This is a genomic window from Streptococcus sp. DD11 (assembly GCF_001578865.1).
Classification (GTDB): domain Bacteria; phylum Bacillota; class Bacilli; order Lactobacillales; family Streptococcaceae; genus Streptococcus; species Streptococcus panodentis.
The window spans coordinates 40,122-62,543 of sequence record NZ_KQ969392.1 but is presented as its reverse complement, the minus strand read 5'-3'; the positions used below and the strand labels follow the sequence as shown (position 1 = coordinate 62,543).

The window sequence follows — 22,422 nt, the reverse complement described above, 5'->3', positions numbered from 1 at the left end:
GACAACCCTGACCTCGTCTTATGAGCTCTTGCTGGCCGTGACAGAAAATATCGGTGCCCGCTACAAAGAAGCTACAGGCGCTAAGATTCGCGGCCTTTATTTTGAAGGGCCTTATTTCACCGAGAAATACAAGGGCGCTCAGAATCCGGCCTATATGAAAGATCCCCGTCTGGATGAGTTCCGTGCGTGGCAGAAGGCTTCGAATGGCCTGCTCAATAAGATTGCTCTGGCACCCGAACGTGAGGGTGTAGAGGAATTTGTCCGCACGATTACGGATGAAGGGGTTACGGTGGCTCTGGGCCATTCCGATGCGACTTTTGATGAAGCCAAGGCAGCTGTAGAAGCGGGGGCCAGTGTCTGGGTCCATGCCTATAATGGCATGCGCGGCCTGACCCACCGTGAGCTGGGCATGGTGGGCGCTATGTATGAGCTGCCCCACACTTATGCAGAGCTGATTTGCGACGGCCACCATGTGGATCCCAAGGCCTGTGACATTCTGATGAAGCAAAAGGGCCATGAAAACATAGCTCTCATTACTGACTGTATGACGGCTGGCGGTCTGGCCGACGGTGACTATATGCTGGGAGAATTTCCAGTGGTTGTAGCTGAGGGAACCGCCCGACTCAAGTCAACGGGCAATCTGGCCGGCTCTATTCTCAAGCTGAAAGATGGATTGAAAAATGTGGTCAAGTGGGGCCTCGCCAATCCTCATCAGGCTGTTATGATGGCCAGTCTCATTCCGGCCAAATCCGTCCATATCGACGATGTCTGCGGACAGATCAAGGAGGGCTACGATGCTGACTTTATCGTTTTGGATAAAGACTTAGAGCTGGTGGCGACTTACCTTGACGGTCAAGAACGATTCCATGTATGAGAAGGGCAGATATTTTAAACCAGTCTCCTTATATTTTTCAGAAAGAGCAGGGCAGCCTGTTCTTTTTGTGCTTTAGGAAATTCGGAGAGATTTCCTGGATTTGAATTGCTTTCTTAGGCGTGATATAATGGGACTATAGTGTGAAAAGGAGCAGCAGATGAAACGAATAGACGGAAAATTTATGGCTATGGGAATTGTTTTCCTGCTGGCAGGATTGGCTTTAAGCCGTATATTGATGATCACTGCCGGCGCAGCTTTCATTATTTACAGTTTTTCAGCAGGGGCATGGCGCCGACCAAGGAAAATATTTTCAGGCCCAAGTCCATACTGAAAAAGAAGGACAAGAAGTGAGGACTTTTGCTCCTTAATCAATGCAGCAGCTGTTTTGCTAAGGGCAGGCAGCGAGTAGAAGGCGAAAAGGAGAAATGCGATGAAAGAATATCTGTTGAACAATGGTGTGGGTATCCCAGTGCTGGGCTTTGGTACTTGGAAGGCACAGGATGGCGAAGAGGCCTATCAGGCTGTACTGGCTGCCCTTGAGGCTGGCTATCGGCACATTGATACGGCGGCTGTCTACAAGAATGAAGAGAGTGTCGGCCGGGCAATTAAAGACAGCGGCATTCCGCGGGAAGAGCTCTTTATCACGACCAAGCTTTGGAATGGCAATCATAGCTATGAAGAAGCTCGTGAGGCCTTTGCCCGCTCGATGGAGCGTCTGGGACTGGACTATCTGGACCTCTACCTCATCCACTGGCCCAATCCCAAGCCGCTGCGGGAAAATGACGCCTGGAAAAAGCGCAATGCAGAGGTCTGGCGGGCCATGGAGGATCTCTATCAGGAGGGACTCATCCGTGCAATCGGCGTCAGCAATTTCCTGCCTCACCACTTAGAGGCCTTGCTTGAGACAGCGCGCCTGACCCCTGCTGTCAATCAAATCCGTCTGGCGCCCGGCGTCTACCAGACAGAAACGGTGGCCTTCTGCCGTGAGCAGGATATCCTGCTGGAAGCTTGGGGGCCATTCGGTCAGGGCGAGCTTTTCCAAAACCCTGCTGTACAGACCGTGGCAGACAAGTACGGCAAGACCATCGCCCAAGTCGCTCTGGCCTGGAGCCTGCAGGAAGGCTTTCTGCCCCTGCCCAAGTCGGTTAGGCCTGAACGGATTAAGAGCAATCTGGACTGCTTTGACGTCGAGCTGAGCCCAGAGGACTTAGAAGTTCTCAAAAATATCCGCGGTCTGGCTGGCGGCGCACCCAATCCGGATGGGATGGATTTTTAGGTAAAGATGAGATTGTACAAAAGCTCTGACAGAGAAAGCTTGCAGGCCTAACAGCCGGCCCCAGTTTATGCTATTGCCATTGTCGAGAGGAATTATTTCCCGGATAATCGGGCTTTTCGGGTCTTCAGCCTGCAGGACAATCAGACTCGTCAGGAGCTGAAAGTAGAAATAGAGGGACCGGAGGGACACTCCCCTCTGGTCCAGCTTGCACTTTTAGAGCTGAAAAAGTATAAGTTAGATATAGAAAGCCATAAAAAGCAGAGGCTGGAACTTTTCAGTAACCAGCCCTTTAGCAATCAGCCTGAAGCCATTATCAGGAAGGCCGAGGACCTGCTGGATATGAGCCGCTGGAGCAAGGAGGACAAGGCCGGGTTTGATGAAAAACGCCGTCAGGCAGAGAAGTTTATGAATTGAATAGCTGAAGAACTCCCTGGTTGGAAGAGAACCGGGGAGTTTTGATTGCTAGTCGTAAGCCTGAGAATTTATGGATTCAAACATGTAAATCCGAGTATGAATCCTTTTGAAACAGGAAATAAATAGCTTAGCAGGTATATTGCTCAAATACCCTAATTGTGTTAAAATTAAAATACGATTTGATTAAGACACTATTACAGCGCAATCTGTATTTTTCTTGATAGAGTGACTTGTTTTTGATATGAATCTATTGATGAATATTTCCTAGTTGCAGGCTATTATGAAGGAGCAGATTTTCTATCAGCTAAAATCTCTCGATTTAGTGCTGTTAGTGCAATAGAGAAAATCGAATATTTAAAAACAGAAAGTAAAGCAGTTAAATAGGCGACTAGCTTACTTGGGAATAAGGTTACAGCTATGTCTCAGGTAAGTTCCATTTTACTATAAATAGGAAGGTTTGTTTTTATAAATATGGCAGGATTTACAGTCGGTGATACAACAGTAGGATCACCATTGATTACACCCGAAATTGAAAAACAATTTCAGGAAGAAGAAAAGCTCATTACCGAAGTGACAGAGGAAACGTTTCAGCCCATTGAAAGAACGGACGAGCAAAATGCAGCTGTCGAACAGGTGAAAAATGCCATTGTCCTAAGCGATGAAGACCTTATTTTATCTTATGGTACACAAGAGTCCAATAGTCTGATGACCTTGACTAATAAGACACTGTCGCATGTCAAGGCTTCGGAAGTCGGTGATATTGGCGGACTTTTATCAAGTTTGGCGACCCAATTAACGGTTTCTGAAGAAGATACTCCAAAAGGTATTTTTGGGATATTTAAAAAAGCTAAGAACCACATAAAGACTTTGCAAATTCGGTATGAATCTGCAAAAGATAATATCGATCGAGTGGTTGCTACTCTGGAAAATAATCAGCTGACGCTGATTAAGAATAATAAAGATTTAGAACAAATGAAGGAGGGAAATCGAGAGAATTTCCAAAGACTATCTGTTTATGTGGAGGCTGGTAAGTTAAAAATACAAGAAGCTTATCAGTCTGAGCTGCCCGCTCTGGAAGAAAAGGCGAAAAGCGGTGATCAGACAAGTATTAATGAGCTCACTGAATACAAGAACTCATTAAATCTATTTGAAAAGCAGATTCATGACTTAGATGCTCAAATGTCACTGTCCCAAGCAATGGCTATTCAATTAGAAACCTTGACCAATACTAATCGGGGCTTGATTCAAAAAATCAATCGCAGTAAGACAATTATGATTCCAGCATGGAATATGTATATGATGGCTGCGTTTTACAATACACAGACTGAAAAAGCATTGCAGGCTGATCAGTATGTGACAGACGCGACCAATCAATTGCTAAAAGATGTCACTAAGAGCTTGCACGAGACAAGTAAACGCAGTGCGGAACAAAGTGAGCGTGCCGCAATTGATATTACAACTCTAGAGTCTATGACGTCTGATATCGTTAATTCTTTGAGAGATATTGATGCGGCGCAAGCCAAGGGTCGAGAATACCGTGAAAAAGCGTCGCTTCGTATTGGTGAATTGCGTGAGGAATTAAAAACACAGCTGGTGACAACGGTTAATCACACTAATATGAATGGGTGAACATGATGCTAAAGAAGTTTATTATAATACATGGTTTAATTATTAGCGGATTAACCTTAGTGACTATCTTCTTGTTTAAATTAGCGATGTTTGATAAAGACGATATTATTGTAGAATCTGGTATCGGAACCTTCAAAATGATTCATACAAGCGCATATATTCTGCTGGTACTCACCGTTTTGTATGCAGGCTTTGTCATTAAAAGTTATATTTCGAGTAAGAGCAAAGAACTGAGACTCGTTGCTTTTGAGGAAGAGCAGCGAAAAGATCCATTATACGATGAAACATCAATGATTCAAAAATTAACGGATATTCAAGAAACGATTGATGAACCGGAGTATATTGATTATACAAAGCGTATTTTAAAACAGCTGCTTGCTGCAAAAACCCTATCGGATGATTTCGTTGAAATTGTTGAAAACAATGACCAGCCGATTATTCAAAATATCGCAAAGGAACTCGTTTCCATTCGTGTTCATATTTTACAAGACGCCAAGAGTATCTATCGTCGTTTGATTATTGCGAAAGACGGCGCAAATATTGAAACTAAATTAATTCATAATGATAAGCTGCTTGATGATGCAGACAGTTTAATTGTTGAGGCGATTAACTATATTGATGTAAAAACTTCTACAAGTGAAATCGATCTCAAAAACTTGACAGACTCACTCAAAGAGCTTATTAAACTCATTTAGAAGGAGATTATTTATGAAATTTAAAAAAACATCCCTGCTTCTTGTGCTTGGAGCAAGTTTGGTTTTATCAGCTTGTTCTGGAGATGGAGCCGTTAAATCGAAGTTGTCCGAAAAAGATGCTAAAACGGAAGTAGAAGCTTATTATAAGAAAATCGATCCTAAGATTGCAAAATTGAAAAAGGATATTTCGAATACGTCCCTGCAGCAAAATGAAGAACTGCCAGATATTGATACAACCTATCCCTATACTGTAAAAGGCAACGGTGAAATCAATGCTGAAATTTTTGTTAGTTCTGAAAAAGCTGGCAGCGGAAAAGATGGTATTTTGAATGAAATTGCTGAAAGTTTCAATAATCAGCGCCAAACAATTGACGGAAAAACAGTGAGTGTCTCCATTCGTTCTATTCCTTCAGGTACTTCTGTTGACTATATTGCCAGCAAAAACCATGTGCCGGACGGCTATACTCCATCAAATCAACAATGGAACTACATTTTAAATGCGCGTGGAACGGCAACTACACAGATTTCAGAACGACTATTTGGTAATACCAGCGGTCTCTTGATGAAGAAAAATATCTATGATGAAATTAAAAAGGCCTATGGCGATGTGACTGTTGAAAATTTGGCAAAAGCGGTGAATGATGGCAAATTACTAGGCTACACCAATCCTTATACTTCTTCAACAGGTTTGAGTTTACTGTCCCAGTTACTGTTTAGCTTTGATAAGGAAAATCCGATTAGCGATACGGCGAAAACAGCTTTCCAACAGTTCCAAAATAATATTCCGTCCACCTTTGTGACGACCACTCAATTGCGTGAAGCGGCTAAAAGCGGCAGCGCAGATATTCTGTCTATTTCTTATCAGACTTATATCAACACCCCAGAATTTAGCGATTATGAATATGTTCCTTTTGGGATTCGTCAGGATTCACCGCTTTATGCAACGACAAATGACAGCTCCAAGCAAGAGGTGTTGAAAAAATTCTCCAGTTATATTCTTGAAGGCAGCAATCAATCGAAAGCGTCATCATATGGTTTTAATCAGCTGGAAGACTATAGTTTTGAAGAGCAAACCACTGACGGGAATCTGCTGATGTCCATGCAAAATCTTTGGAAAAAGAATAAGAACAACAGTCAGCCGATTGTAGGTGTCTTTGTCACCGATGTGTCTGGATCTATGGATGGCGATCCGATGAATAATCTGAAAAAATCATTGCTCAACTCCCTGCAGTACATCAACGAAGAGAATCAAATCGGTCTGGTTTCATACAGTGACGACGTGACTATTAATGTTCCGATTGATAGGATGAACAGCACCCAAAAATCCTATTTCACATCTGCTATTAAAGGGCTGACGCCATCAGGCGGAACAGCTACCTATGATGGAACGCTTGTGGCAGTTAAGATGATATTGGATAAAATGAAGGAAAATCCAGATGCACGGCCGATTATCTTTGTCCTGTCAGACGGTCAGACCAATGGCGGTTATGAATTTGAACGGGTTGAACCAATCATTAAAGCTCTGGGTATTACAGTTAATACTATCGGTTACAATGCAGATTTGGAAGAATTGGCTAGGCTGTCTAAAATTAATGAATCTGTTTCTATTGATGCATCCAATGATGATGTTATTTACAAATTAAAAGAGTTATTTAATGCTGAATTTTAATGAATTCAGCTTTAAATTTAAAATTAGAGATTATTAGATAAAGGATTAGTATAAAATATAATGACAAATAATAAAAAAATTCCAGTTGTAACCAGTCCCTTGCGCGACTCGATCATTGCCATGCCAGCCTGCATCAAAGAGGCATCAGGTATTATCATATATGGCAAACGCATTAAGTCAATTGTCTATTCTTTGGATGTTTCTCTTATTGCCAATACGAATGCGGACGCTATTTTGTGTGTGTATCCTTTTACCCCGAATACGCAGATACTAAATGCCGTATCACTGGTTGCGAAAGCGCCGATTCTGGTCGGTGTCGGCGGCGGCTTGACAAGCGGTGACCGCTCGGCCCGATTAGCCTCTCACGCAGAAGAAAACAACGCAGGCGGAATCGTACTGAACGGTCCTGTCGATATCGAAACAACAAAAGCTGTCCGAACCTATGTTGACATTCCCCTAATCTATACAGTCATTGATAAATCTCGGCCGCTGGCGCCTTATATTGAAGCTGGTGTGGATATTTTTAATGTTAGCGGCGGGAAAGATACGGTTGAACTGGTCAAATGGGTACGGGAGCAGTACCCGGATGTTCCAATCATCGCTTCTGGCGGAAAAACGGAAGAAAACATCCTAGACACCATTGCGGCTGGTGCTAATGCCATCACCTACACCGCTTATGGCATGATGGAACAATACTTCCACAAGAAAATGGAAATCTATCGTAGCGATAGCGAGTAGTAGTCCTGTTTTATAATAAGCATAGAAACACTATAAGAATCAACCAATCAAGCCCCTGTTTTTAGCAGTGGTCTTGGTTGGTTTTTCTTATTTCCGTACTTTAGAGAGACTTTGTTCAATACTTCAAATAAATTGAGGTGTAAAACTTTATGATAGAGAGAGTTTCTTTGATAAAGTTCGGGATTGTTACATTTTTGTTACATTTGTTAGGAATGTATGAATTGTCAGAAAATTTCTATTATAATATATTTAGAAATAATAGTAAGGAGACTTCTATGCAAAGACAACGTTTTTCACTCCGTAAATACAAGTTCGGTTTGGCTTCTGTTCTTTTAGGAACGGCCCTGGTCTTTGGCGCAGGACAGGCGCAGGCTGATGAGCAGGCCGCGGTCCATTCGGAAGCGGCGGTTCAGCAGTCAGGTCTTGTGCCGCAGGATAAGGCTGACCAGCCGTCTGTGACAGCTGCGGCTCCACAGGCGGCAGAATTGGCGGCTGCTTCTGAAACGGCTTCTGCGTCAGCAGTGAGTCCGGCAGAGGCCAGCAGTTCGGCTGCTGCAGCTTCTGCACCGGCTGGGCCTGACACTTCCGCAAAGGCAGCAGAGAGTGATGCTGCTCAGCTGCCGGTCTCAGCAGCTGCTGACAGCGCTGGGGAAAAGGCGAGTCCGGCAGCTTCTGAGCAGCCTGCAGCTAAGGCTGAAACAAAAGCTGCTGCGACTGAAAAGCCGGTCAATGAAAGCAAGGCGGATCAGCCAGCCGGTGAGCCGTCTTCAGCAGATCAAGCGGCAGAAAAACCTGCTGTCTCCGCTGCAGATGGAAACGAAGACAGCCTTGCTGCTGAGAAAAAGGCTTCTGAAGCTCAGCCAGCCAGCATCAGCTCGAATGAGATTATCAAGGTGCCTCAGACCTGGTCTCAGGGCTACAAGGGACAGGGAATGGTCGTCGCTGTGATCGACTCCGGTCTGGATATTCACCATGAGGTTCTGCGGATTTCAGACCCATCTAAGGCCAAATACCAGACAGAGGCTGCTATAGAGGAGGCCAAGAAGAAGGCAGGCATTGACTACGGGAAATGGTACAATGACAAGGTGGTTTTCGCCTACAACTATATGGATGGCGATGACAGCATCAAGGAAAAAGATAAACTTTCCCACGGTATGCACGTGACCGGGATTGCTGCCGGAAATCCAGACAAAAAAGATGGCAACAGCGAATACATCTATGGCGTAGCGCCAGAAGCACAGGTCATGTTTATGCGGGTCTTTTCTGACCGCTCTCCATCCACCGACGATGCCATTTATGTCAAGGCGATTGACGATGCGGTAGCTCTGGGAGCAGACACGATTAATATGAGTCTGGGCTCCACGACAGGCTCTACAGTCAATGCCAGTTCCAGCGTGCTGGCAGCCGTCGAGCGTGCCCGGGCCAAGGGCGTGAGCGTTGTCATTGCAGCGGGAAATGAGAATACTTTTGGCAGCGGCCACTCCTATCCTTTAGCTGAAAATCCAGACTATGGTTTGGTTGGCAATCCTTCTACTGTGGCGCAGGCCATCTCGGTCGCATCAGTCAATAATACAGTTTTCACCGAGGAAGTCATGGAAGTCCGTGGTTTGGAAAACAATGCCGAACTGAACAAAGGACAATTTTCTTATAAAGTCGCAGAAACGGATGCAGAATTTGAAAAAGACAAGGAATATGAGTATGTTCCCAGCGGTCTGGGCCGTGAGGAAGACTTTGCCGGTAAGGATCTGAAAGGCAAACTGGCCCTCATCCAGCGCGGCTCCCTCAGCTTTTCCGAAAAAGTCAATAATGCTATCAAGCATGGAGCTATCGGAGCTTTAGTCTACAATAATGTAGAGGGGATCGATGTTTCCATGTCTCTGGACGGCGATGCCAAAAAAATCCCAGCCGCCTTTATCAGCAAGAAATACGGAGAAGCTCTGGCAGCTGGCAACTACAAGCTGTCCTTCAACGGCACCAAGGTCAATCGACCCCATCCAGCTGCGGAACAAATGTCTTCTTTTTCCAACTGGGGAGTGACGACAGACGGGATGCTGAAGCCGGATGTGACAGCACCTGGCGGCGAGATTTATTCCTCTTTCAATGACAATACCTACGGCACGATCAGCGGCACCAGTATGGCTGCGCCTCATGTGGCTGGTGCAGCGGCTCTGGTCAAGGAATACCTGCTTCAGCATTATCCAGACCTGACGCCTGAACAGACTACTGATCTGCTGAAAGCCCTGATCATGTCCACGGCTAAGATCCACATCAACAAGGAGACAGGCGCCCAAACCTCACCGCGTCAGCAGGGAGCTGGGATTGTCGATACCGCAGCAGCTGTTTCAACGGGGCTCTATGTGACAGGGGACAATCACTATCCGAGTGTCTCACTGGGCAATGTCGGAGACAGCTTCAGCTTTGATGTCACGGTCCACAATATCACCGATACCGATCGGACGCTGAAAATGATTGTCAATACTAATACGGACACAGTCAAGGACGGCTATATCCCTCTGACCCCGCGCAAGCTGACTGAGACTGTCTGGCCGGAAATCACTGTCAAAGCCCATGGCAGCCAGACGGTGACGGTCAAGGTGGATGCGTCTAAGTTTGCCCAAGAGCTGCTGCAGCAAATGCCGAACGGCTACTTTTTGGAAGGTTTTGTCCGCTTTGTAGACCCAGCTGATGACGGTGATGTAGTCAGCCTGCCCTTTATGGGCTTCCGCGGACAATTTCAGGATCTGCCGGCAGCGGAAAAACCAATCTACAATCTGGTCAGCGACGGCAAGTCCGGTTTCTATTACAAAATGCCGGAAGACAAGAGCCTTCCAAGTGGTGCAAATGTCACAGATCTTGAGACCAATGCCAGCGACACCCTTTATTCCAGCGGCAAAACGGTGTCCCGCAGCTCTGTTGTTCTGGGGACAGTCGAAAATGAAGCCGGTCTCAACATTCTGCAGCTGGATGCGGACGGCAAGGTTCGCCTGGCCTTCTCGCCAAACGGAGACGGCAACAAGGACAAGATTCAGTACCGCACGGTTCTTTACCGCAATGTCAGCAATCTGACTGCAGCTGTTTATACAGCAGATGACACAGACTACCGCTTTCCCATTTGGCAGAGCAGCAAGACCTGGAATGGCCGCAAGAATTTTTACGACGGTAAGGAATCCAATCCTAGATCCTACCTTCTGAGCAATACGGCCTGGGATGGTCTGGACAGCAAAGGTGAAGCGCTGGATGACGGTCTTTATACCTATGTTGTCCGCTATACGCCGGATGTGCCGGGTGCCAAAGAACAGCAGGTTTCCTTCAATCTGCAGATTGATACACAAAAACCGCTCATCACCACAGGCTATATCAGCAGCAAGGACGGCCGGGAGGTCTTTACGGCCCGCAAGGCCAAGGATGTTGGAAACGGCGGTATTCTGAGAGAGCAGCTCTTTTACCTGCAGGCTGATGAGAAGGGACAGGTGACCTATAAAGCTCTGGATGCTCTGGGTAATGAGCGCGACTATGAGCGCCGGGTTTATATCTCTGCCAACTCAGACGGCAGCTACACCCTGCCTCAAGGAGTGGACAAGGCAGCCATTTTCTATGTGGTAGAAGACTATGCCGGCAATAAAGATGCGATTGCTCTGGCTGATTTGGTCAGCGATGAAAACAGCGGCCGCATCCGTGTGGCACTGGTGGATAATGACACCCATAAGGATATTGATACGAAATTCGTTTATCGGATTAAGGACGATAAGGGCCATTATGTCACACTGGACAAGGGGAAAGACATCAATTTCCTGACCTTTGGCCACTATGTAGCTGAAATCTTTACCTATGACAAGGACAATATCCGCTTCTATGCTGATCAGACACAGGAATTTGACTTGACAGCCGAGGACAGTTTTAAAACGATTGAATTTTGGGCGAAGGAGCTGGTCTATGCACCTGTCAGCGTTGCCTTTGACCAAGCCGTGCCAAAAAATACCCAGGTTGTTCTCAAGAATAATAATGGGGATGTCTATACGCTTCCGGCTGAAGTGTACGGCAAGCACTCCTTTGGCAAATCCATTGCGACGGGCCTCTATTCTGTCTTTGTCAACCTGCCGACCGGCTATGAGCTCTGGGAAGATGAACCGACTGTCTCAGTCGAAGAAGGAAAAAACAACCTGCTCAAACTGGCTGTCGTTGTCAAAACCGGCCTTCTCTCAGCGGTCAATCAGCAGTCCAAGCTGGTCGAAACGGCTCAGTATTACAATGCCAGCGCTGAAAAACGCGGAGCCTACGACCAAGCCTATCAGACTGCCAAGGAAGCCTTGACCGGCAAGCTGAGCCAGGCTCAGGTGAATGACATCCTGTCCAAGCTGGAAGCTGCTTCTGCCGGCCTGGACGGCAAGGATTCTGATCTGGCCGCTGTCAAGCAGGCGATTGAGGCCTATGATGCGACGACTAGGACCGGCCGCTATGCCAATGCCAAAGAAAAAGTCCGCCGCGACTACGATAAGGCCTTTCAGGCTGTCGCTCTGCTCTTGGTGCAGGACAAGGTGACTCAGGCGCAGATTGATGCGGCTCTGGCTCAGCTGACAGCAGCTGAGCAGAAGCTGGACGGCAAGGCAACCAACTTTGCCAGTCTCAAGAAGCTAGTCGATGATGAGGGCCACTACCAAGCCATCAGCAATAAATTTATCTACGCGAGCGATCAGATCAAGGCTGCTTACTTAGATGCTTATGCACAGGCCAAGGCTGTATTGGCCAATCCAGGTGCCAGCCAGGAAGAGGTCAAGGAGGCTATTGCCCAGCTCAAGGCTGCCAAGAAAAAACTGGACGGCAAAAAGCCCAAAGTAGCCAAACCCAAAAAAGCAAAACAAGCTTGATGGGCTGTCAATAAGCAGAAAATCCCTTAAGAGTCTATCTTGAGGGATTTTTTGCGAGGAATTTTAGATAAGTGTTTTACATTGCCTCTATTTTCTGCTATAATCTTGTGTAGAAAGAAATTTCATTGTCTACCTTTTAGCGAGTCCGGGCTGGTGGAAGCCGGATAGGGAAGCAGTGCAGATGGCGCTTTCGGCTATAAATTTTAAACACAATGAAGTAATAAATTAGGGTGGAACCGCGTCTTGACGCCCCTAGGCTGTAGTTGGCCTGGGTGTGTCGGAGGCGGTTCTTTTGCGTACTGAGTCTATTGTTCGAAAGAAAGGAGATTCGTGGAGAACCTTTACCTTGTAAAAGACGAGAACCGATTAGCAGCTTTTCGAGATTTCGTCGCAAAGAATTCCGCAAAGTTGCAGGATTATCTAACATTTTTAAAAGACGAGTTTGCGGTTTATGACTTGCCGCAAGCCATCATTTGGTCCGATTTTGATTCTGCTACGCGGATCATTCGGGAAATTCCTGTACCAGCCTATACAAATGATAGGCGGATGGTTATGACTCCCGAATTGACGGTTTGGAAAGATTTGTATCTCCTTCAGTTGGAGAATTACGAGACCTCTCACCAAACTCGAGCAATAGAAAGCCACTATCAGTCTTTGTCTGAAAAATCCCTCTTGCAGATTGTGGGCCATGAGCTAGCTCATTGGTCGGAGCATTTTTTAGATGACTTTGATGGATACGGCGCCTATATCTGGTTTGAAGAAGGGATGGCTGAGTATATTAGCCGTAAGTATTTCCTTACAGACGAGGAATTTCAAACGGAAAAGGCTTGTAATCAGTCTCTCGTTGAGCTTTTTCAGAAAAAGCACGGTTGGAACTCATTGAATGATTTCGGCACTTCAACTTATCAAAGGAATTATGCTAGTATTTTTTACGAATACTGGCGCAGTTTTTTGACAGTTGACAAGCTAGTAGAAAATCTAGGCAGCGTGCAAGCGGTCTTTGATTCTTATCATCGGTGGGCAAACACAGATAAAACACTTCCCTTGTTGGATTGGTTCATAGAACAGAAAATAATAGACAAAGAAATATAAACAAATTAAGGAGTAACAAATGTCTAAAAAGTTAACATTTCACCTCGCCAAAGTCAATTGCGAACCTAAAGGTTCGATTGACTAACGACAACCGCTATGGGGCTGTTTGTCTAGGCGATGTACTAGCTTTTCAAAAGGGAAACAATCGTTCCCTTTTGAACGCTTCGCAAGAATCTCAAGAAACTAAAGGAGTAACACATGTCTAAGAAATTAACCTTTCACTGCACCAAAGGCAATCTCCTCCTTTCAGTCGGATTGCCTTACGCTTAGCACTATGGTGTCTAAGCTAGGTGCAGTACTAACTCGCTCTTCCTAGCATGATCGGCTAGGAAGGCTCGTGTCGCAGGAAATTTATTATAATAAAGGAGAAGAGATGTTTAAAAAATTGACTTTTCAAGAAATTATATTGACCTTACAGCAGTTTTGGAATGAGCAGGGCTGTATGCTCATGCAGGCTTATGATAATGAGAAGGGAGCAGGAACCATGAGTCCCTATACTTTCCTGCGGGCAATTGGGCCAGAGCCGTGGAATGCGGCCTATGTAGAGCCGTCCCGCCGGCCGGCAGATGGACGCTATGGGGAAAATCCCAACCGTCTTTATCAGCACCACCAATTTCAGGTGGTCATGAAGCCAAGTCCATCTAATATCCAAGAACTTTACCTGCAGTCTTTGGAGCTTTTGGGCATCAATCCGCTGGAGCACGACATCCGCTTTGTCGAGGACAACTGGGAAAATCCTTCAACCGGATCGGCTGGTCTGGGCTGGGAGGTCTGGCTGGACGGCATGGAAATCACCCAGTTCACCTACTTCCAGCAGGTGGGGGGCCTTGCTACCCAGCCGGTGACGGCTGAGGTGACCTATGGTCTGGAGCGGCTGGCTTCCTATATCCAAGAGGTGGACTCGGTCTACGACATCGAGTGGGCTGACGGCGTTAAGTACGGAGAAATCTTCCGCCATCCGGAATACGAGCATTCCAAGTACAGCTTTGAAGTCAGCGACCAAGACCTGCTCTTGGGGAATTTTGAGAAGTTTGAAGCTGAAGCCAAGCGCTGTCTGGACGAGCATCTGGTCCACCCGGCTTATGACTACGTTCTCAAATGCTCGCATACCTTTAATCTTTTGGATGCGCGCGGTGCCGTATCTGTGACCGAGCGGGCCGGCTATATCGCCCGCATCCGCAATTTAGCGCGTGTTGTGGCCAAGACCTTTGTGGCTGAGCGCAAGCGCCTGGGCTATCCGCTTTTGGATGCAGAGACCCGCGAAAAACTCTTGGCAGAGGAGGGAGAATAATCATGATTAACACTGAAAAATCACGAAAAGATTGTGAAGTGAAAGAAAACCCAAGTTTTTTTATCAATATAATGTTTGAACATATTGATGAAGAATTAGATTACCCTGAAGCAACAGAGAATTTTAAGAAATTAGTTTTAAATAAAATTTTAAATGAGAAATCTATTGAAGCGGCTGTTAGATGTTATGGGATAGATTTCGTTCAAATTTATTTTTATTTAGATTCGAAAGATTTTGATATTGCCTCGCTTCAAAAACGTACAGCTTCACTTAATAATCAACTAATTGTGATTCCGAAAGGAAGAAAGGTATATTCTCAAAGAATTAAAAAGATTGTTTTATCCAATGAATTAAAGTGATTCACTAAATAATAGTAAAAATAAAGGAATAATCATGGTAAAAAATTTATTAGTTGAATTAGGTTTGGAGGAAATGCCGGCCTATGTCGTGACACCCAGCATGAAGCAGCTGCGCGACAAAATGGGGGCTTTCCTGACAGAGCATCGTCTGGCCTTTGAGAAGATTGAAATGTTCTCTACTCCCCGCCGCTTGGCGGTGCGGGTGGTCGGTCTGGCAGACAAGCAGTCTGATCTGACCGAAGATTTCAAAGGGCCGTCTAAGAAAATTGCGCTGGATGCGGATGGCAACTTTACCAAGGCTGCAGAAGGCTTTGTCCGCGGCAAAGGTCTGACAGTGGATGACATCACTTTCCGGGAAATCAAGGGCGAGGAATATGTCTATGTCACCAAGGAAGAGCTTGGCCGTCCTGTGGAGGAGATTATCCCGGGCGTGACCGAGGTACTTCAGTCTCTGACCTTCCCTGTCAGCATGCACTGGGCCAACAACACTTTTGAATACATCCGTCCGGTTCATACCCTGACCGTGCTCTTAGATGAGCAGGACTTTGACCTGGATTTCTTGGACATCAAGAGCAGCCGGATTAGCCGGGGGCACCGCTTCCTAGGAGGAGAAACGCCGATTCAGTCTGCAGATACATACGAAGACGACCTGCGTGCTCAGTCTGTCATTGTCAGTCCGACCGAGCGGGGCAATATAATTGTCGATCAGATTCGGAAGATTGAGCAAGAGCACGATGTGGCCATCGAGATAGATGAGAAGCTCCTCAATGAAGTGCTCAATCTGATTGAATATCCGACTGCTTTTATGGGCAATTTTGACGCCAAATACCTAGAGGTGCCGGAGGAAGTGCTGGTGACTTCTATGAAAGAGCACCAGCGCTACTTTGTCGTGCGCGACAGCAAAGGCAAGCTTCTGCCGCACTTTATCTCTGTCCGTAACGGCAATGCGGAGCATTTGGATAATGTCATCAAGGGCAATGAAAAAGTACTGGTAGCCCGGCTGGAAGATGGAGAGTTCTTCTGGCGGGAGGACCAAAAGCTGGCCATTGCTGATTTGGTTGAAAAGCTGGAGCAGGTCACTTTCCATGAGAAAATTGGTTCTCTGTCAGAGCATATGGAGCGGACTGGTCAGATTGCTGCTCTCTTGGCGCAAGAAGCAGGATTGGATGCTGATGAGACGGCTGACTTGGCTCGTGCAGCGGCTATTTATAAGTTTGACCTGCTGACTGGCATGGTTGGTGAGTTTGATGAGTTGCAAGGTATCATGGGTGAGAAGTATGCTCTTCTGGCTGGTGAGAATGCTGCGGTAGCAGCAGCTATTCGGGAGCACTATATGCCGACATCAGCCGATGGCGAATTACCTGATACTAGGGTCGGTGCGGTCTTGGCTCTGGCTGATAAGCTGGATACCATTCTGTCCTTCTTCTCAGTTGGCTTGATTCCGAGCGGTTCCAATGACCCTTATGCTCTGCGCCGTGCGACTCAGGGTGTTGTGCGTATCTTGGATAAGTTCGGCTGGAACATTGACTTGGCTCAGCTGGTTAGCCGACTTTACGAACTCAAGTTTGACAGCCTAAGCTATGACAATCAAGAGGCGGTGCTGGACTTCTTCCGTGCCCGCGTTGAGAAAATGATGGATCGCAGCATTCCGAAAGACATCGTGACGGCTGTTCTTCAAAGCACTAACTTTGTCATACGCGATTTAGTAGAAACAGCTGCGCTTCTAGCAGAAAAAGCTCAGGAAGATAACTTCAAGTCAGCAGTAGAAAGCCTATCTCGGGTCTTTAATCTAGCTGAGAAAGCCCAAGGGCAGACCGCTGTCAATCCAGCTCTCTTTGAAAATCAAGAGGAAAAAGACTTGGCAGCAACAATTGAAAAAGTGGAGCTGACATCTGACTTAGCTGCCAATTTGGACCAACTATTTGCCCTCAGTCCAGTTATCGACGCTTTCTTTGACAATACCATGGTCATGGCTGAGGACGAAAAGGTCCGGGCCAACCGTCTGGCTCTGCTGGCAGCTCTGACAGAAAAAGCCCGGACCCTGGCCCAATTCAACCTAATCAACACCAAATAATCAACTGCAGCGGCTGCTTTTGCGCAGCCTTTTGGCAGCTGAGTAAAGGAGGAAAAGATGGATCCTAAAAAAATCGAACGCATCAACGAGCTGGCTAAAAAGAAAAAAACCGTCGGCCTGACTGCTGAGGAAAAAGTGGAACAAGCCAAGCTTCGTGAAGAGTATATCGAAGGCTACCGCCGCTCGGTCCGCCATCATATTGAAGGCATCAAGGTGGTGGATGAGGAGGGCAATGACGTCACTCCGGAAAAACTCCGTCAGGTACAGCGGGAGAAAGGCCTTCACGGCCGCAGTCTGGATGATCCGGAGTCTTGAGCAGCTCCTTTGCCTATCGACAGACTTGCACAATAAAAATCCCTGAACAGGAATGGCACAATTTCCTGTTCAGGGATTTTTTTATTTATAGTCTTTTATTCAGAATACGGATACCGGCATAGCAGCAGCCGGCGATGACGGCCAGGTCCAGCCAGAAGATCCAGGCATCGGTGATACGGAAGAAAAAATAAGCAGCGATGGCAGTAATGAGGGACAGAATCCCGAGGTCCATTTTTTCTTTGAGATTGAGTTTCATAGATTCTCTTCCTCCCTTTTTTGTGCTTGGCGAACCTTTCCTTTGGCAATGAAATGCATAATCAGTCCAAATCCAAGACCTGCGGCTAATCCAACTATAATAAGTTTTGGCTGAAGCAAAACTTGCAGGATATCTTTCTTTTCTATGACAGCTGTCGAGATACTGAAGAGAGGATAAAAGAGCAGCCAATAGGAGAAGCCGGCTTTGAGACCAACATGCTGCATGGCTTTTTTCTCCTTGACATCCTGCAAGCCTAGCTCCAGATCGTCAACGCCCTTACGCCGTGCTTGGATGACTATACAAAGACAGAGGCCTAGGAGCAGAACTTCCAGTAAGATAGGATAGGCAACCGCGATAATCTTGGGCCAGCGAAAGGCCAGCGGAAAGGCGATGGCATTTCCCAATATCAAAATCCAAAAGAGACACATAAAAGCGGTATTGCCCATGCGCTCAGCCGCCTGACGTTTCTGTTCATCCAGAGGGCCGGTAATGCCGTAAAAGCGTTTGATCATTTTGTCGGATAAGGTTTCTTTTTTCATGGTGTTTCCTTTCTGTAGCTAAGATTAGGCCGGTTTGGGTCGGGAGAGGAAGCTAGTGCTGGGGCTGCTGCCAGCACTAGCTTTTACCCATTTTCCTCCCCTTCTGTCAGATAGGGTTCCCAAAAGAGGCTGTTGAGATCCGTCTCCAGCGCCCGGGCCAGATTGATACAGAGCTCAAGGGTAGGGTTGTACTTGTTGTTTTCGATCATATTGATGGTCTGCCGCGAGACACCGATGGACTTGGCCAGCTCCAGCTGTGAGAGTTTTTTTTCTTTTCGGAATTCCTTGACACGATTCATTGCTCCTCTCCTTTCTGTTTTTCTGCCGTCAATCCTTCTCATTGATTTGTCAGATATAATTGACTTTTTCTGTTTATAGTATAATACTTGTGAAAAGAAATGTCAACTATATATGACAAAATTTATTAAAAATTTTGTCAGCTAAATTTTTAAACTAAGTTCCACCGCCGCCGTTAGCGGAAGTTAGTCTGCCAAAAATGCATAAAACCAGCAGGAATCCGTCTCAGACTAAGCTCCAGCTCAGAGAGCAAAGCGGAACTTACTTTGAAAAGTCACGAAAATTTTTTCATTGACCGACTTTTCTTTTTAAATTTTTTTTTGTCCTTGAATGTGATATAATAGATAAGATATGACAAACGAATTTCATCACATGACAGTCCTTCTTCATGAAACGGTTGACCAGCTGGCTGTGAAGCCTGATGGCATCTATGTGGATGCGACCTTGGGCGGAGCCGGTCACAGCGAGTATCTTTTGAGTAAACTGAATGGCCGGGGCCACCTTTATGCCTTTGATCAGGATCAGGCGGCTATTGACAATGCTAAGAAGCGTCTGGCTCCTTATATAGAGCAGGGGCTGGTGACCTTTATCAAGGATAATTTCCGCAATCTCAAGGTCCGCCTGCAGGAGGCTGGTGTGGAGAAAATCGATGGGATTTGTTATGACTTGGGAGTCTCCAGCCCTCAGCTGGATCAGAGGGAGCGCGGTTTTTCCTACAAGCAGGATGCGCCGTTGGATATGCGCATGAACCGCGAGGCGCCTCTGACGGCCTTTGAAGTTGTCAATGCTTACTCCTATCAGGAATTGGTGTCTATCTTTTTTAAATACGGCGAAGACAAGTTCTCCAAGCAGATTGCCCGCAGGATTGAGCAGGCCAGAAGTGTCAAGCCGATTGAAACAACGACGGAGCTGGCTCAGATTATCAAATCGGCCAAGCCAGCCAAGGAATTAAAGAAAAAAGGCCATCCGGCCAAGCAGATTTTCCAGGCCATTCGGATAGCTGTCAATGACGAGCTGGGAGCGGCCGACGAATCCATTCAGCAGGCTATCGACCTCTTGGCTGCAGACGGCAGGATTGCGGTCATCACCTTTCATTCGCTGGAGGATCGTCTGACCAAGCAGCTCTTTAAGGCCGCTTCGACAGTCGATGTGCCCAAGGGGCTGCCCTTTATTCCGGATGAACTGCAGCCCAAGCTGGCTCTGGTCAACCGCAAGCCGATTTTACCAAGCAAAGAAGAAATAGAAAACAACAACCGTGCCCACTCAGCAAAGCTGCGCGTGGCGCGGAAGATACATAAGTGAGGATGAGATGGCAGATAAAAAAACCAATCCGCTTCAAAATCAGATTAGAAAATTTTCCCGCGTTGAAAAAGCCTTTTACGGTTCGATTGTCCTGACCGCGATTATTCTGGCCGTCAGCATTGTTTTTATGCAGACCAAGCTCCTGCAGGTTGACCGTGATCTGACAGAAGTCAATACGCAAATCGAAGCAGAGCAGACAGAACTGGATGACATCAAGCAGGAAGTCAATGAATTGACCCGCTATGAAAGACTTTCGCAGCTGGCCAGTTCTCAGGATATGAAGCTGCAAAAGGGAAATCGCAAGACAGTGAGCTCAACGGATGAAGAATAAAGTATTAGAAAAAGTAAAAAAATATGCCCTGAAAAATCGGCGGACTCCTGACTACAACCGGCGGCAGGTGGGAAAGAGCATGAGCGTTCTTGCGATCTTTCTTTTTTTCGTTTTTTTGATTAATTTTGCCATTATTATCGGGACAGACCAAAAGTTTGGCGTGAATTTATCAAAAGGGGCGGAAGTGGTCCACCAAAAGACGGTGACAGTGGCAGCTCGGAGAGGGACCATCTATGACCGCAACGGCGTGCCGATTGCCGAAGATGCAACGACCTACAATGTTTATGCCATCATTGATAAGGACTACAAGTCGGCTGCGGGCAAGATTCTCTATGTAGAAGAGTCCCAGTATGATCAGGTAGCCGATATTTTCAATCAGTATCTGGGGCTGGACAAGGACTATGTCAAGAGCCAGCTGTCGCAGAATAACCTCAAGCAGGTCTCTTTCGGTGCCCAGGGCAATGGGATTACCTACAGCACGATGAGCGCTATGCGCCAGGCCTTTTCGGATGCCAAGATTGAAGGGATCGACTTTACGACCAGTCCCAACCGCAGCTACAGCAACGGTGTATTTGCTTCGCAGTTTATCGGTCAGGCCCAGCTGCAGGAGGATAAGGAGGGAAATAAAACCCTCAAGGGAACTTCAGGTGTGGAGCAGTCTCTGGACAGAATCTTAGCCGGGCGCAACGGTGTGGTCACTTATGAGAAAGATCGCAACGGCAATGTCGTGCCGGGCTCAGAGAAGGTCTCCGTGCAGGCAGAGAATGGCAAAGATGTCTACACAACCCTGTCAGCTGATCTGCAGACCTATCTGGAAACCCGCATGAACGCCTTTCAGGAAAAGGTCAAGGGCCGGTATGTCAATGCGACTCTGGTCAGTGCTAAGACTGGAGAAATTTTGGCGACCAGTCAGCGGCCGACCTACAATGCAGATACTAAGGATGGCCTGGATGAGAAGAATCTAGGCACTTGGAACACCATGCTCTATCAGGGGCAGTATGAGCCGGGCTCGACCATGAAGGTCATGACACTGGCTTCGGCGATTGACAATGGAACCTTCAACCCCAACGATACCTATGACAATACCGAATACAAGGTCATGGATACCACCATTCGGGACTGGAATGTCAATATGGGGATTTCCACCGGGGAAACCCTGACCTTTGCCCAAGGCTTTATCTTCTCCAGTAACATCGGGATGACCATGCTGGAGCAGAAGATGACAAATGATAAGTGGCTGGACTATCTAGGCAAGTTCAAGTTTGGCCTGCCGACCCGCTTTGGGATGGGCAATGAAACCTACGGCTCTCTGCCAGGTGACAACTATGTGACGATTGCTATGAGTTCTTTCGGACAGGGGATTGGGGTAACACAGGTACAGATGCTCCGTGCCTTTTCCTCTGTGGCCAATGACGGAGTGATGCTGGAGCCGAAATTTATCAATGCGATCTATGATCCTCAAAACAATACGGCCAGAAAAACAGCTGCTGAGATTATCGGCAACCCTGTTTCTCAAAAAGCTGCTCAGACAACCCGCGACTACATGGTCCAGGTGGGAACGGTTCCCTACTACGGGACCCTTAATATCAATGGTGAACCAGTCATCCAGGTAGCCGGCCAGAATGTAGCGGTCAAGTCAGGGACTGCTCAGATTGCCTCAGAAAATGGTTATCTGGAAGGTGAAAATGACTATATCTATTCCGTAGTGGCCATGACACCGGCCGAGGATCCGGAGTTTATCATGTATGTGACAGTCCAGCAGCCGGAGACCAAATTCAGTCCGCTGTTTTGGCAGGAAGTAGTCAATCCGGTCTTGGAAGAAGCGGTGGCTCTCAAAGACAGTCTCAACCTGACCACATCGACTACACCGGCTCTGGAGACGGTGGCTGAGGAAAGCAGCTATAGCATGCCTTCTCTGGAAAAGCTGACCAAGCAGCTGGGCCTCAAAGACGAGGTCAGCCCCGGCGGTCTGGCAGATGAACTGCGCCGCAATCTGGTGCAGCCCATTGTCTTAGGAACCGGCAATAAGGTCAAGAAAGTGTCGGTCAAGGAAGGCAAAAATCTCAAAGCCAATCAGCAAATCCTCATCCTGAGCGATGATTTGGAATACCTGCCGGATATGTATGGCTGGACCAAAGCCAATGTTGAGCGCTTTGCTAAGTGGCAGGATATAGAAGTCACCTTCAAAGGAGAAGGATCCAAAGTTGTCAAGCAGAGTGAGAAAACCAATAGCTCACTCAGTAAGCTGAAAAAAATAACAATCACAATGGGAGACTAGTATGTTTATCGCCCTTATTGCAGGAATGGTCACCTTTATTTTAACCCTTATCGGCATTCCTGCCTTTATTCGTTTTTACCACAAGGCCCGTATTACTGGCCAGCAGATGCACGAAGATGTCAAGCAGC

At 46.8% G+C, this 22,422-nt stretch carries 18 protein-coding genes and 2 pseudogenes; 17 read left to right on the top strand and 3 right to left on the bottom strand.

The genetic code is table 11. The features are described from left to right. The 13 genes and pseudogenes from nagA to STRDD11_RS00230 all read left to right on the top strand — a co-directional run. The coding region (gene nagA / locus STRDD11_RS00290) for an N-acetylglucosamine-6-phosphate deacetylase (protein ID WP_241209256.1) at positions 1-874 on the top strand (874 nt) is incomplete at its 5' end. 157 nt (positions 875-1,031) lie between these two features. Beyond that, positions 1,032-1,225, top strand: a pseudogene (locus tag STRDD11_RS13555) (hypothetical protein). Positions 1,226-1,304: 79 nt separating this feature from the next. Further along, positions 1,305-2,150, top strand: a complete 846-nt coding sequence (locus STRDD11_RS00285; RefSeq protein ID WP_128834247.1) for an aldo/keto reductase — start codon at positions 1,305-1,307, stop codon at positions 2,148-2,150. 885 nt (positions 2,151-3,035) lie between these two features. Next, complete coding sequence (locus STRDD11_RS00280; protein ID WP_128834245.1) at positions 3,036-4,193, top strand: toxic anion resistance protein; 1,158 nt, start codon at positions 3,036-3,038, stop codon at positions 4,191-4,193. 5 nt (positions 4,194-4,198) lie between these two features. Then, positions 4,199-4,888, top strand: coding sequence for a hypothetical protein (locus STRDD11_RS00275; protein WP_241209254.1), 690 nt, complete (start codon positions 4,199-4,201; stop codon positions 4,886-4,888). A 13-nt stretch (positions 4,889-4,901) separates the two neighbouring features. Then, complete coding sequence (locus STRDD11_RS00270; protein WP_128834242.1) at positions 4,902-6,557, top strand: vWA domain-containing protein; 1,656 nt, start codon at positions 4,902-4,904, stop codon at positions 6,555-6,557. Positions 6,558-6,617: 60 nt separating this feature from the next. Then, the gene (locus STRDD11_RS00265) at positions 6,618-7,295 is read left to right on the top strand and encodes a hydrolase (RefSeq protein WP_128834239.1); all 678 of its coding nucleotides are present in this window, start codon (positions 6,618-6,620) and stop codon (positions 7,293-7,295) included. Positions 7,296-7,570: 275 nt separating this feature from the next. Further along, positions 7,571-12,160 carry a S8 family serine peptidase gene (locus STRDD11_RS00260; RefSeq protein ID WP_128834236.1) on the top strand — a complete coding sequence of 1,530 codons (4,590 nt, stop codon included), beginning with the start codon at positions 7,571-7,573 and terminating at the stop codon, positions 12,158-12,160. A 330-nt stretch (positions 12,161-12,490) separates the two neighbouring features. Next, on the top strand, positions 12,491-13,252 hold the full coding sequence (locus STRDD11_RS00250) for an elongation factor Tu (RefSeq protein ID WP_128834233.1): 762 nt from the start codon (positions 12,491-12,493) through the stop codon (positions 13,250-13,252). A 373-nt stretch (positions 13,253-13,625) separates the two neighbouring features. After that, a complete protein-coding gene (glyQ, locus tag STRDD11_RS00245; RefSeq protein ID WP_128834231.1) occupies positions 13,626-14,543 on the top strand; it encodes a glycine--tRNA ligase subunit alpha in 918 nt (305 codons plus the stop codon). Between the two features lie 2 nt (positions 14,544-14,545). Next, positions 14,546-14,902: a hypothetical protein gene (locus tag STRDD11_RS00240; RefSeq protein WP_128834229.1), complete on the top strand. Its 357-nt coding sequence runs from the start codon at positions 14,546-14,548 to the stop codon at positions 14,900-14,902. A 34-nt stretch (positions 14,903-14,936) separates the two neighbouring features. Beyond that, positions 14,937-16,976: a glycine--tRNA ligase subunit beta gene (gene glyS, locus STRDD11_RS00235; protein ID WP_128834226.1), complete on the top strand. Its 2,040-nt coding sequence runs from the start codon at positions 14,937-14,939 to the stop codon at positions 16,974-16,976. A 57-nt stretch (positions 16,977-17,033) separates the two neighbouring features. Further along, positions 17,034-17,291, top strand: coding sequence for a DUF896 family protein (locus STRDD11_RS00230; RefSeq protein WP_128834224.1), 258 nt, complete (start codon positions 17,034-17,036; stop codon positions 17,289-17,291). A gap of 85 nt (positions 17,292-17,376) precedes the next feature. Here STRDD11_RS00230 and STRDD11_RS00225 read toward each other — a convergent pair whose 3' ends face one another. From STRDD11_RS00225 to STRDD11_RS00215, 3 genes are all read right to left on the bottom strand, one after another. Continuing rightward, a complete protein-coding gene (locus tag STRDD11_RS00225; RefSeq protein ID WP_128834222.1) occupies positions 17,377-17,547 on the bottom strand; it encodes a hypothetical protein in 171 nt (56 codons plus the stop codon). Beyond that, on the bottom strand, positions 17,544-18,086 hold the full coding sequence (locus STRDD11_RS00220) for a DUF3278 domain-containing protein (RefSeq protein ID WP_128834220.1): 543 nt from the start codon (positions 18,084-18,086) through the stop codon (positions 17,544-17,546). Before STRDD11_RS00220 ends, STRDD11_RS00225 begins: the two co-directional genes overlap by 4 nt. Before the next feature lie 83 nt (positions 18,087-18,169). Then, on the bottom strand, positions 18,170-18,385 hold the full coding sequence (locus tag STRDD11_RS00215) for a helix-turn-helix transcriptional regulator (RefSeq protein ID WP_128834217.1): 216 nt from the start codon (positions 18,383-18,385) through the stop codon (positions 18,170-18,172). A gap of 349 nt (positions 18,386-18,734) precedes the next feature. Between STRDD11_RS00215 and rsmH the strand changes: the two genes are divergently transcribed. From rsmH to STRDD11_RS00195, 4 genes and pseudogenes are all read left to right on the top strand, one after another. Then, entirely contained in the window at positions 18,735-19,685 is a 951-nt protein-coding gene (gene rsmH, locus STRDD11_RS00210; RefSeq protein WP_128834214.1) for a 16S rRNA (cytosine(1402)-N(4))-methyltransferase RsmH, read from the top strand. A gap of 7 nt (positions 19,686-19,692) precedes the next feature. Continuing rightward, positions 19,693-20,016 (top strand): cell division protein FtsL, encoded by a 324-nt coding sequence (ftsL, locus tag STRDD11_RS00205; RefSeq protein ID WP_128834211.1) that lies wholly within the window; start codon positions 19,693-19,695, stop codon positions 20,014-20,016. Beyond that, on the top strand, positions 20,006-22,294 hold the full coding sequence (gene pbp2X / locus STRDD11_RS00200; RefSeq protein WP_128834209.1) for a penicillin-binding protein PBP2X: 2,289 nt from the start codon (positions 20,006-20,008) through the stop codon (positions 22,292-22,294). The genes ftsL and pbp2X overlap by 11 nt, the downstream gene beginning before the upstream one ends. A 1-nt stretch (position 22,295) precedes the next feature. Further along, positions 22,296-22,422, top strand: a pseudogene (locus STRDD11_RS00195) (phospho-N-acetylmuramoyl-pentapeptide-transferase); the annotation flags it as partial.